Annotated in this window: 11 protein-coding genes; all 11 read right to left on the minus strand. The window is 39.2% G+C overall.

The window, feature by feature from the left end:
• Positions 1-30: 30 nt before the first annotated feature.
• A complete protein-coding gene (locus tag IEV91_RS09385; protein ID WP_188497170.1) occupies positions 31-1,275 on the minus strand; it encodes an alpha-L-fucosidase in 1,245 nt (414 codons plus the stop codon).
• A gap of 94 nt (positions 1,276-1,369) precedes the next feature.
• Positions 1,370-2,560 carry an extracellular solute-binding protein gene (locus IEV91_RS09390; protein WP_268236374.1) on the minus strand — a complete coding sequence of 397 codons (1,191 nt, stop codon included), beginning with the start codon at positions 2,558-2,560 and terminating at the stop codon, positions 1,370-1,372.
• On the minus strand, positions 2,524-2,997 hold the full coding sequence (locus IEV91_RS21890) for an extracellular solute-binding protein (RefSeq protein WP_268236375.1): 474 nt from the start codon (positions 2,995-2,997) through the stop codon (positions 2,524-2,526). The genes IEV91_RS09390 and IEV91_RS21890 overlap by 37 nt, the downstream gene beginning before the upstream one ends.
• Positions 2,998-3,084: 87 nt before the next feature.
• Entirely contained in the window at positions 3,085-3,978 is an 894-nt protein-coding gene (locus IEV91_RS09395; protein ID WP_188497171.1) for a carbohydrate ABC transporter permease, read from the minus strand.
• A 25-nt stretch (positions 3,979-4,003) separates the two neighbouring features.
• Positions 4,004-4,900, minus strand: a complete 897-nt coding sequence (locus IEV91_RS09400; protein ID WP_188497219.1) for an ABC transporter permease — start codon at positions 4,898-4,900, stop codon at positions 4,004-4,006.
• A 419-nt stretch (positions 4,901-5,319) separates the two neighbouring features.
• On the minus strand, positions 5,320-6,684 hold the full coding sequence (locus tag IEV91_RS09405) for an alpha-L-fucosidase (RefSeq protein WP_188497172.1): 1,365 nt from the start codon (positions 6,682-6,684) through the stop codon (positions 5,320-5,322).
• Between the two features lie 165 nt (positions 6,685-6,849).
• On the minus strand, positions 6,850-7,947 hold the full coding sequence (locus IEV91_RS09410; protein ID WP_188497173.1) for a mandelate racemase/muconate lactonizing enzyme family protein: 1,098 nt from the start codon (positions 7,945-7,947) through the stop codon (positions 6,850-6,852).
• An 81-nt stretch (positions 7,948-8,028) separates the two neighbouring features.
• The gene (locus IEV91_RS09415; protein WP_188497174.1) at positions 8,029-9,345 is read right to left on the minus strand and encodes an alpha-L-fucosidase; all 1,317 of its coding nucleotides are present in this window, start codon (positions 9,343-9,345) and stop codon (positions 8,029-8,031) included.
• Between the two features lie 193 nt (positions 9,346-9,538).
• Positions 9,539-10,555: a zinc-binding alcohol dehydrogenase family protein gene (locus IEV91_RS09420; RefSeq protein WP_188497175.1), complete on the minus strand. Its 1,017-nt coding sequence runs from the start codon at positions 10,553-10,555 to the stop codon at positions 9,539-9,541.
• A gap of 27 nt (positions 10,556-10,582) precedes the next feature.
• On the minus strand, positions 10,583-11,419 hold the full coding sequence (locus IEV91_RS09425) for an amidohydrolase family protein (RefSeq protein WP_188497176.1): 837 nt from the start codon (positions 11,417-11,419) through the stop codon (positions 10,583-10,585).
• Between the two features lie 9 nt (positions 11,420-11,428).
• The gene (gene fucU / locus IEV91_RS09430) at positions 11,429-11,872 is read right to left on the minus strand and encodes an L-fucose mutarotase (RefSeq protein ID WP_188497177.1); all 444 of its coding nucleotides are present in this window, start codon (positions 11,870-11,872) and stop codon (positions 11,429-11,431) included.
• Positions 11,873-11,992: the final 120 nt, after the last annotated feature.

An 11,992-nucleotide genomic window follows, 5' to 3' on the forward strand; every position in this document is an offset into this window, starting at 1 on the left:
TTATTAGAAAATCAGTAATGGATTAAGTTATCAGTGACCAACTTGATTATTGATATCAAAACATGCAAGTTGCTTAATAATTGGTGTATCAATTGCTTCGGTCACCATTAAACGTAATTGATTTGTGACGATAGGATCAAAAGAATCAATCTTCTTGTGACCAACGGCAGTTCCAACGAACACTTCTTTCCAATCGCCATCCTGTAGATATTCTAGTCTGTATTTTCTCACCCTTTCTCCATATGTAATATCTTCCTTTAATATAACATGGTTGATTAGTATAGGTTTGTCCATTTGAAGGGTGATGACATTTCCTTTTCCCGAAGTCTCAGAAAGAGGTTGTGCAAACTTTGACTTGATTTCTTGACCAAATGCAATGACTCTTTCTGCATCTATTTCAGGGATTAGCCCATACTTATCAGGAGCTACATTTAATAAGAGATTTGCACCATGGCCAACTGACCGATAATAAATATCCATTAATTCTTCAAGAGATTTTAAATTATGCTCGTCATCCGTGCGCCAAAACCAATGACGATTCCGAATCGGCACATCACATTCTGAAGGAAGCCATTCCGGTGTATCCGGTAACCAGGTTGGCGCTGAATCAGTGAAAAGGCTAAGTCGAGCTGTCTTACTTGAATTCCAATTTGGATAAGGCGCCACTCCATCTTCATTTCCTGCCCATCTTATTGTCGGCCGCCCCATATTAAAGACCATAGCTTCTGGCTGGTAACGCTCAACCAAATCAATGATTCTCCGCCAATCATATTGACGACCTTCTGATCCCGCTCCATCAAACCATACTTCAACCAATGGACCATATTGAGTCAACAATTCTGTCAACTGCTGACAATAAAAGTCATCATAGGCATTTTTATCTTTATAACACGGCTCATGTCGATCCCACGGAGAAAGATATAATCCAAATAATAACCCTTCCTCCTGGCAAGCGGTCGCAACCTCACCAACAACATCCCCTTTTCCCTGTTTCCATGGACTGGATTTAACAGAATGTTCCGTAGTCGTTGTTGGCCATAAGCAAAAGCCATCGTGATGTTTTGCTGTTAAAATAATATATTTAAACCCTGCTTGTTTTGCAATCCTTACCCATTGTCTCGCATCTAAATCGCTAGGGTTGAACTTTTTAGGATCCTCTTCTCCAGTTCCCCACTCTTGATCATAAAAAGTGTTGATTCCAAAATGAAAAAACATCCCGAGCTCAAGATCCTGCCATCTGCTTTGTTGCTGCGTAGGTACAGCTTGTTCGGTCATTTTAAGCACCTCCAATAAATAGCCCTCATTCATTTTTATGAGAAGAAAGAGAGGAGAAGTAGAAATCTCCCCCTCTTACATTGAATAAATTCTCCTAATTTTTATACTTAGCATCGTATGCCTCTTGATAAATTTTCACATAGTCCTTAATGCCCATACTGTCTAATGTTTTGATGTATTTATCCCAATCCTTATCGATATTGGCTTTCCCCGTGATAAATTTCGCCTTCATTTCATCAACATAATCTGTAACTGTTTTTTCTAACGTTGCCATTTCATTAGATTGTTCCTCTGTGAAAAACAGATCAGGCACTGGTTCTATATCTTTTGGAAGATAGGGCTCGTATTGTTCTGTTGCTTTCCAAAGGACCTCCTCCTGTGTTCCCTTGGGGACTGCATGACTAGAACGAAATTCTCTTGTCCTTAAAGATGGCCCCGTTTGCATCCAAGCATGATTTGTAAGGGCTTCTGATTGTTTAAGTTCAACCCACGACGCTTGTTTTCCATTTAATCCTGTTTCACCCTCTTTAGCATTGCGCCATTCTTTATCTGGACGTCCAATGACAGAGCGTAAGGTGATATCCCGCTTATACATAGCATCCGCCCAACGCATGGCAACATCAGGATGCTTACAATTTTTAGTAATGATAAATTCTGCTGGTTGTGTCACAGGTGCAGGCTCATAAAGAGTCACGCGGTTTCCATCAGGTCCTTTTAGTGGAGGAACAACAACGTAATCGTTTCCTCTTCCTTTATCACTAATATCTGCAAATGTAGAACGTGTCGCCGCTACCGCCACCCCTAAAATAGGGGTACCAGGATTCTCACCCAATTTCATAAATTGTTCTGAGTCTTGAGTGAATGACCCCGAATAAATAAGACCATCAGCATACAATTGATGAAGATACTTTAATCCCTCTTGCCACTCTGGTGTATTATACGGCACCTGTATTTTCCCGTCTTTTACAAACATATCACTGTAAATAAAGGGATTCATTAAGAAACCAGCAATATCTTCATGCCAAGAATTCTTCATCCCTGATAGTGGGATTTCATCTGCTTTGCCATTTCCATTCGGATCCTGTGTTTTAAAGGCTTTTAACATAGCCGTAAATTCATCGGTTGTTGTTGGTATTTTCAAACCTAACTTATCGAGCCATGGTTTGTATACCCACATTTTTTCAGACATTGAACAGTGGTAACAGTCATTGACTTGCGGAAGGGAGTATATATCACCATCAGGTGTTGTTATTGCATCTTTAACGCCAGGGACATCATTAAGCATTTTCTTGGTCTCAGTCCATACTTATCAATTAAGTTATTAAGAGATTGAAAGACGCCCTTTTTCCCGTACACCATCAATTGTGATTTTGTCACAGGCATATGCATAATGACATCAGGCAAATCGCCACTTGCTAACATAAGATTAAGTTTTTCCGCAGCACCATCTTCAGGTATAATTTCCCACTTAACATGAACGCCCGTTTTTTTCTCATACCATTTAGTAAAATCATTAGTATTAAAGTCTTTCACCAGTGAATTAGAAGGGATAAGAACAGTGAGTGTTACTTTATCCTTCACAATCGGGAAAGTATCGGGATCTGTTACAATAGGTTTAACATCGGCGGTTGTTTTCTTTGAAGTTTCTTTACTCGAGCATCCAGCCATTAGTAATGAACACAACAACAAAAAGGTTAAAATGACTATAAACTTATGTTTCATCAAATTCCTCCTCAACCCAATCAATAGAATTTTCTCCACTCTAAACCCAAAAGGTTGGCTACCACCTCCTTTTAGCAGGGCATAGATTTACTCTTTTAAAGATCCAATCATAACCCCTTTTACAAAATGCCTTTGTACAAAGGGGTAGATAATTAAAACAGGCAAGGATGAGACTACAATTAATGCGTATTTCAGGAGTTCTGTAAGACCAATCCTGGATTGAAGCATCGCAATATCTCCAATCATAGAAGGATCAATTTCACTTTGCGCAAGAATATTTTTCAAAATCAATTGTAACGGAAAGAGATTCTGATCTCGCAGATAGATAAGAGCGTCAAAATATTCGTTCCAATGCCCTACAGCATAAAACAATGCAATGACAGCAATAATCGGTCCAGACAGAGGCAACACAATTCTTGTTAAAAATTTCATGTCAGTACATCCATCCAGTTGAGCTGATTCTAATAGTTCGTCTGGAATTGTCGTTTTGAAATAAGTTCGGGTTATAATGACATTAAACACAGACATCGCGTTGGGGATGATCAAGGCCCAGCGTGTATCTAGCATGCCAAGATCTTTGACAAGAAGGTAAGTTGGAATCAATCCACCATTAAAAATCATTGTAAAGACAAATAACAACATAAATAAGTTTTTGCCTTTAAAATCCTTTCTTGAGAGTGGATAAGCAGCCATAATAGTTAATGCAATATTAATGAGAGTCCCGACCACGGTATAAAAAATAGAGTTTGCGTACCCCTTCCAAATTAAAGCATAATTAAATACTTCCTTGTAAGCTGTTAAACTAAAATCTACCGGCCATAACCACACCCGTCCTGAAGTAACGGCTTTAGTTGAACTAAATGAAGCACTTAATACATAGATAAGCGGGTATAAAACAGCAATCAATAGAATACATAGAAAAACATAATTACATATAAGGAAAATTCGATCTCCTTTAGATTCTCTGATATTACTATTCATACTAAACCACCCCTATCTTCCAGAGTTACCAAAGACTTTCTTGTCCTACTTTTCTCGCAAGTCGATTAGCACCGATGATTAAAACAAAGGCAATCGCCGCCTTGAAAAATCCAATAGCGGCAGCATATGAATACTGCGGAATTGGGGCCACTAAACCAACCTTGTAAACAAACGTATCTATTACTTCTGATGATGATAGATTCAAGGAGTTTTGTAATAGCAATACCTTTTGAAACCCTGTATCCAAAATACTTCCCATATTTAAGATCAACAATATAATTGTTGTTGGTAGGATGCCTGGAATATCAATGTGCCAAATTCGTTTTAAAATACTTGCACCATCAATGATCGCTGCTTCATGAAGACTCGGACTTACACCAGTTAAAGCAGCCAAGTAGATGATGCAACCAAAACCTACATTTTGCCAAATATCAGACCAAACATAAATAGATTTAAATAATGAGGGCTCTCCCATAATGTCAACATTATGCACTCCGAATAAAGAAAGGACTTGGCTAAAAGGACCTCTAGGAGAAAGAAACAATAAGATGATGCCCACAATAACAACAACTGAAATGAAGTGAGGAGCATAGGTAATCATTTGAGCAAATTTTTTAAACCGTTTCCTGTAAACGTAATTTAAGCTTAAAGCTAATATTATCGGGAATGGAAATCCCGCAATCAAGTGATAAAGGCTTAGCAACAACGTATTTTTAAGGACCCTTCCAAATTCATATGAGTGTATAAATTTTATAAAATTATCTAGCCCCACCCACGGACTTCCCCAAATCCCTAAGGTTGGATCAAAATTTTTAAAAGCAATGATTGCTCCATACATAGGGACATATTTAAAAACAATGACATACAAAAGCGGTAAACAAAAGAGCAAATAAAGTTGCCAGTGATTCTTAAGCGCTTTCATGAATGTGAACCTTTTTTTAACTGAAACCTTCGTTTGACTTGTAAGTTTAGATGTTTGCAATTTAGTTGTGCCCAACGCTTTCCCCCCTAATAGAATTTTTATATCTGAAAAATATGTAAACAAATGATTAAACGAAATCTAATATTTCACTCATCTTAAAGCTATCTTTTTAAACTTAAGTCATTCTGTATTTTAGTTATCGGTAACATAATAGTAACATCGCAAAAATAGACTGTCAATTTAAATTTTCTTTCTTTATAAAATATTTTTAATCGTAGGTAATTTCCGGTCATCCTGTTGAAAAGTCTATAAATAAGCATAGCAAACTAAGGGAAAATGGAGTCGAATGACTCTCATCTCTCCCTTTGATGCAGCAGGTTAATTTGGGTATTTTTATTCAAAGTGAGTTGTTGGTTGACTTATTCTATCTTAAATACATGCGCAATTGGGGCTTGTTCCTCAATATGTGGGAGCCTAATGCGTACTCCCTCATTGATTTGCTGGTAAGATACCTCAATCTCTTCTTTCCCCAACATAAGAATATGTTCAACTTCACCCGTAAAAGGAAGGAGTATATATTCTTTTACAACGTCTTCCTTTTGATAGAGATAGAAACAGTACACGGTCTCACCTTTGCACGTAAATCCACAATTCTCTTTAAAATACGGCGCGCATATTCGAGTCCCATAGACGGCTTCTCCATAAATATTCAACCACGCGCCTAATTCTTTCATTCGCGAAATTGCTCCACTTGGCAACCGTCCATCTGGCTGTGGCCCAACGTTCAAAGCTAAATTTCCACCCTTAGCAATTACTTCAACAAGCGTATGGATAATCTCGCGTGCTGTTTTATAGTCATCCTCATATTTAAACGAAAAAGATGTCCCCATTGTAATACAGCTTTCCCACGGTACAGACAATGGATGTTCAGGGATAGTTTGTTCTGGTGTGATGTAATTTTCATAGGGACCACCCATAGTTCGATCAGCTGTAATGAGCCATGGTTGTAACTTCCGAGCTTTTTGAATGACCTCTCCTAGACAAATATCTTGGCGTTTATGGCCGACCCATCCCGCATCAAGCCACAACACATCAATTCGTCCATACCGGGACATGAGTTCCATAATCTGTTCATGTGTAAATTGAACAAATGACTCCCATAGCCACGGATACTCTTCTGGGTCATAAGAGGGTCCGCGCCACATGGATCTTCCTCTCTCCATTCCCTGTGCCCAATAATATTCTGAATGCCAATCCGCCTTAGAAAAGTAAGTGGCAATCGATAGCCCTCTGGCACGAAAGGCATCAAAAAGGTGTTTGCAAATATCAGCATATTTATGTTTATGGAAAGGAGTATCTTGACCTGTAATCCGATAATCTGTCATATGAGTATCCCACATGCTAAATCCGTCATGATGTTTCGTTGTAAAAATTAAATATTTGAATCCCCCTTCATAAGCCAAATCAGCCCAAACCTCTGGTTGAAACCGAATAGGATTAAATGTCTTATTCAAGTCAAAATATTGACGCTTTAATTCTTCCGAATCTCTCTCCCAATCAATACCTTCCCTTGACCAATCACCGTCTTTATCACTTAATGCCCATGATTCAACTATACCTAGTTGTGAATATGGCCCCCAGTGCATCATAATTCCCAGCTTTTGGTCTTTAAACCATTCAAGACGTTCAAGAAGCAATGGATCCTCTGGCTTTACCCATTCTTTTTCAGCGCTATAATTGTGCACACCCTGTTCAATGATTTGTTCTTCATTTTGACCAGCCATCGTCTCACCTTTCTCTATTTTTCTCGTAAAAGAGTATAAAATAATAGATTGATTTCTACCTATTTTATGGTTGTTTTCCACCGATAATTGTTATCGATAACAATTATCGGTGGAAAATGGGTCCTTATTTTTTCATGACCTGGACAGGGTTCAATTCTATAGTTCTTATCCAATCCGACATTCTTGCAAAACACGGTCAGTCAATTTACATCCCAATCCTGGCTCTTCAGGAAGATTATAATAACCTTCTTTGACTTGGATCGGGTTTTCCCAAATGTCTGCGATAGATTCATAACAATACTCTACCATTGGTGCATTCGGAGTAACGGCTGCCAATTGGACATGGAGTTTCTGTTGCACATTAGTATGAGGGATACATTCAAGATTATAACTGCGGGCAAGTGCAGCAACATCAAGCCATTCATCAATGCCTGAGAGCTTTGTACAGTCTGCCTGAACAATATCAACAGCGCCCATTTCAATATAATCCCGAAAATCATATTTAGTGTAAATTGTCTCACCAACAGCAATGGGGACATCGAGTCTGTGAGCCAACTCTGCGTGGGCCTTTTTATCAAAAGGATGCATAGGTTCTTCTAACCATTCAATATTAAATTCTTCTAGACGTCTCCCCCATACAATCGCCGTTTTTAAATCCCAAACCGTGTTAACATCTACCATTAATTTTACTTTATCTCCAAGTGCTTGTCGGACTGCCTTTACGCGTGCGTAATCCTCACTTGGATCGGGACGCCCTAACTTCATTTTAACGGCATCAAAACCACGATCCACAATTTTAGACATATCTTGTATAAGTTCATCGGTGGACCATGACAACCAACCACCATCCGTGTTATAAGCTTTGACTTTATCTTTACAAGCACCAAGATATTTCCATAAAGGTTGACCCGCTATCTTCAGGCGAATATCCCAAAGGGCAAGATCGATCGCGCATAATCCAACTTGAGTTATCCCCACTCGACCAATAAAATGATTAGAATAGTGGAGTTCACGTACAATTTGTTTATGTTGAAGAGGATCTTTACCTTTTAATAAGGGTGCATAATTATCGTCTATAACAACCTGTACTGCTCGCGTTCCCTTAGTATAGTTCCAATTGAAGCCCCAACCACTAATCCCCTCATCGGTGTCCAGCCGGACAGCAATAAATTCTACTGATTCCAATCGGGTTTGAGAGTCCGTAATCGCTCTCTGTTTCAAAGGAACATCAAGTAAATAAGTCTCAACATTTGTGATTTTCATTTAGAAGTCTCCTCATATTATTCTATTCTCTTTTTTTAAAAGAACTCTTTTTCGGCTCATTCAGCATTGTATTGATCCTTTCTATTCCTTTAAGAAAATTTCCACCACGGGCACGGTAACGTTTGGTTTTTGTACAGGGAGCTCAAGCGTCACACTATCGGGCGCTATTTCCCATTCAGTACTCGTAATCACTTCATTTGGATCATGCTCTTTATAATGAATTTCTGAAGCGTCATGAAGGAATTGAGCATATTCGATTTTACCTGATAAACCTTTTAAATGAACATGCTTAAACGGCCATGAGAAGAGATGTAAATATAAGCGGTTTCCTCTCTGCGTATATCGACAGTCAACAGGAGCCTGGAAGTTGCTCGCCGCCGCGCCGTAAATTGACCGTGAGTGAAGCCTCATCCACTGCCCAATCCCTTGTAAAGTCTCTAGCGAACGCTCATCAAATTCCCCACGTCCATTTGGTCCGACATTTAATAATAGATTTCCATTTTTCGACACTGTATCAATCAACATTTTTACAAGCATATCAACCGATTTCCAGTCAAGATTATCTCTGTCATATCCCCAGCTCCCATTTAACGTTTGACAGGCTTCCCAAAGGACCGGCAAGTCATTTATTTCTATCGGAGCATTCGGCTGATACTGTTCAGGTGTCACTACTCCTCGCCCTAAGTCTAGGCGATCATTTAAAATGATATCAGGCTGTAATTCGAAGATCATTTTCTCTAATTCTTCTGAGTGCCAATCCTCAGCCCCTTTACCTTTGGACCAGCCCCAATCTTGGTGTGGATAAGAGAAATCAAACCATAAATAATCGATCTTTCCATAGTTTGTGAGTAATTCGCGCACTTGTCCATGCAAATATTCACGGTATTTTTGAATCTCCCTCCCAGAGGCTTTGGCTTTAAAAGCTTCATCCTCCCGTTGAGGATGCAGACCATCAATGGGAAAATCAGGATGATGCCAATCAATTAAAGAATGATAGAAACCTACTTTTAACCCTTCTTCACGAAAGGCTTCCACCATTTCCTTCAACAAATCCTTATTGGCAGGTGTGTTTGTAGCCTTGTAATCTGTTAATTGAGAATCCCAAAGAGCAAAGCCCTCGTGATGTTTTGTGGTTATTACAAAATACTTCATTCCAGCCTCTTTGGCCGCTTTTGCCCATTTTTGAGGTTGATATAAATCAGGCTCAAAGTGTTTAAAATACTTTCTATACGTATCAGGATGAATCTTTTCACGATTCATCACCCATTCATGACGTGCAGCTGCGGCATATAGCCCCCAATGAATAAACAATCCAAACCGATCATGAATTAGCCATGTGGGATCCCCATAATAATTTGGGATATTTGCATAGTTTGTTTCTTCTGTTCTGACACTCATCTAAAGACCTCCTTCAATAAATTTAATCACTTATCATTTTTTTGCATCATGCATTTTCCCTCATTATACTATCAATAGGAGTGAGGTAAATTGCGAAAAACGGCATTATTGTACTCTTTATTGATATCATGAAACCCTTTTCATTTATTGTTTTAAAATGAATAACGTGCATCCTAATTTTCTCGCAAACAACCTATAATTCTACCATGGCTTTAATCACCTTAGACTCCGGTTGAAGCCACTTATCGAAATGATCGATGAGATCATCAAACCGACAACGGTGAGAAAGATAACCTTTAATGTCGATATTCCCTAATCTTAAATTCTCAATCACAAAATGAAAGTCTTCACGTGTTGCATTTCGACTGGCCATCAATGTTAATTCTTTGCCATGGAAGTCAGGGTCAGAGAATGTGATCTCATGTTTCATTAATCCGACAAAGACAAGGGTCCCACCATGCGCAACATATTGAAAGGATTGGTTCATAGAGTGTTGGTTCCCTGTCGCATCAAAAACAACGGTCGGAAAGTCGCCATTGGTGATCCTCGCTAATTCTTCCATTGATTGTCCTGTGGTCGGATTAACAGTAGCATCTACCTTAGCCCATTCCTTACTAAATTGAAGTCGCTCTTCATTAACATCCATCGCTATGACTTTTGCTTGCTTCTGCTTAGCCAGGGCCATAACCCCCAAACCAATTGGACCTGCTCCAATAACCATGATGTATTGTCCAGCTCGTAGTCCTGACCTTCTGACGGCGTGGGCACCGATGGAAAAAGGTTCTATAAGTGCGGCTTGTTCCGCCGATAATCCTTTAGTTTCAATCAAATGATCTGCGGGTACGCTGATATATTCAGCCATTCCTCCATCCTTATGCACACCAATTACTTTGAGGCCAGTACAACAGTTTGGTTTACCGTTACGACAGGCAATACACTTTCCACATTCCATATAAGGGAGAATGGTCACTTCATCACCATTTTCGAAGGCATCAATCTCTTCACTCGTCTTCACGACAATACCTGATAATTCATGACCTAACACACGGGGATAGGTAAAATAGGGCTGATTCCCTTGATAAGCATGCAAATCGGTCCCACATATGCCAATCCTTTGCACCTTAATCAATGCTTCACCTGCACGAAGCGTTGGCCTTTTAATCTCACGGATTGAAAATTTATGAGGTTGATCGCAAATCATGACTTTCATCTTCCATTCACTCCTTTCTTTAAGCCTTCATCCTTTTAATTTATAGAAATTTTGTGCATTCCCTCCAAAAAAGGCTGCTTGCTGAGTCGGTGTCACGTTTGTTGGCAAACAATGGCTAACCAAATTGTAGACCTCTGCATAACTTGCTGCTTGAAGACAGACAGGCCAATCACTCCCATACATGATCCGAGAGAATCCAAAGGTTGCAATAATATGACGGACATATGGAACAAAATTATTGATCTCCCAATTCTCTCTATCAGCCTCAGTCACCATTCCTGATAACTTACAATAGATATTCGAGTGAGTTGCTATGGCTTCGATTTGTTCTTGCCAAGGCTGCAATGCCCCAGAGGCGATCGGTGGTTTGGCCAAATGATCAACAACCCCTCGTAAACCTGGAACCCTGTCTAACAGCTGAATTAAAATAGGCAACTGATCTGAGGTCACAAGTAAATCAACCGGAACGTCCTTTTCCACAAAAAAAGATAAAGCTTTAATATAATCCGGTTGAAGGACACGTTTGGGATCTGGCATATCTTGTATCATCAATCGGAAACCCACAAACTTAGGATACTGACTAAAGTTTTCCAAGTGATGCATATATTCAGGATCTGTGAGGTCTAACCATCCAACCACCCCTAGGATCGAATCATTCCTTTCGCTTAAAGAAAGGAGAAATGATGTTTCCTCTAGAGTAGGGGCTGCTTGCACAAGAATCGTTCCATCGATATGTTGTTTCTGTAGATCTGGTACCAAATCTCCTGGTAAGTAATCCCGATATAACAAGTAATTATCTGGGGTGATCCAACCATAATCGCCCCGAGAAATCCTCCAATAATGCTGATGTGCATCAATTTTCATATTTTCCCCTCATTCTTTAAGTGGTGGTGAGATGATGCCTTTTCTTAGAATAATATTCGCATAAAGGGCATTTTCGCCTGTTGCAACGATTGCATATGCCTTTTTTGCTCGCTCATAAAAAGCAAAGCGTTCCACGTAATCAAAAGGTTCAACTACTTCCGTATATTTCTGGAGCAAATTTTGATAGTGATTCCAAATCGGTGTTCTTACAGTGTCACCTTCAACAACCTTCATCAGCGTAGCAGGATGTGATACATATTCATCTAATGGGAATAAAGGCAAGATCGCTTCAAGGAGGTCTGAAATTTGATGACCGTCACATGATACGAGACGCTCTGCATGGCTAGCTGCGGGAAAATTCCCATCAGCAAATACGATTTCATCTCCATGTCCCATTTCCATTAACACTTTTATCAATGACGGACTAATGAGTCTTGAAATCCCGCGTAACATTGAGTCACCTCCTCTTTCAAAGTTCATAATCATTATAATAATCAGTTCTATAAATAGAAATGGCTTTTTATATCATAAATATATCTTTTATTGATGTTTTCAGAACAATCGTTAACTCTT

Origin of the sequence: Pullulanibacillus pueri (genome assembly GCF_014639255.1) — a bacterium.
Classification (GTDB): domain Bacteria; phylum Bacillota; class Bacilli; order Bacillales; family Sporolactobacillaceae; genus Pullulanibacillus; species Pullulanibacillus pueri.

Coding starts and splice junctions, on each gene's coding strand:
- IEV91_RS09385 (WP_188497170.1), bottom strand. CDS start 1,275: ATGACCGAACAAGCTGTACCTACGCAGCAACAAAGCAGATGGCAGGAT.
- IEV91_RS09390 (WP_268236374.1), bottom strand. CDS start 2,560: ATGCTTAATGATGTCCCTGGCGTTAAAGATGCAATAACAACACCTGAT.
- IEV91_RS21890 (WP_268236375.1), bottom strand. CDS start 2,997: ATGAAACATAAGTTTATAGTCATTTTAACCTTTTTGTTGTTGTGTTCA.
- IEV91_RS09395 (WP_188497171.1), bottom strand. CDS start 3,978: ATGAATAGTAATATCAGAGAATCTAAAGGAGATCGAATTTTCCTTATA.
- IEV91_RS09400 (WP_188497219.1), bottom strand. CDS start 4,900: ATGAAAGCGCTTAAGAATCACTGGCAACTTTATTTGCTCTTTTGTTTA.
- IEV91_RS09405 (WP_188497172.1), bottom strand. CDS start 6,684: ATGGCTGGTCAAAATGAAGAACAAATCATTGAACAGGGTGTGCACAAT.
- IEV91_RS09410 (WP_188497173.1), bottom strand. CDS start 7,947: ATGAAAATCACAAATGTTGAGACTTATTTACTTGATGTTCCTTTGAAA.
- IEV91_RS09415 (WP_188497174.1), bottom strand. CDS start 9,345: ATGAGTGTCAGAACAGAAGAAACAAACTATGCAAATATCCCAAATTAT.
- IEV91_RS09420 (WP_188497175.1), bottom strand. CDS start 10,555: ATGAAAGTCATGATTTGCGATCAACCTCATAAATTTTCAATCCGTGAG.
- IEV91_RS09425 (WP_188497176.1), bottom strand. CDS start 11,419: ATGAAAATTGATGCACATCAGCATTATTGGAGGATTTCTCGGGGCGAT.
- fucU (WP_188497177.1), bottom strand. CDS start 11,872: ATGTTACGCGGGATTTCAAGACTCATTAGTCCGTCATTGATAAAAGTG.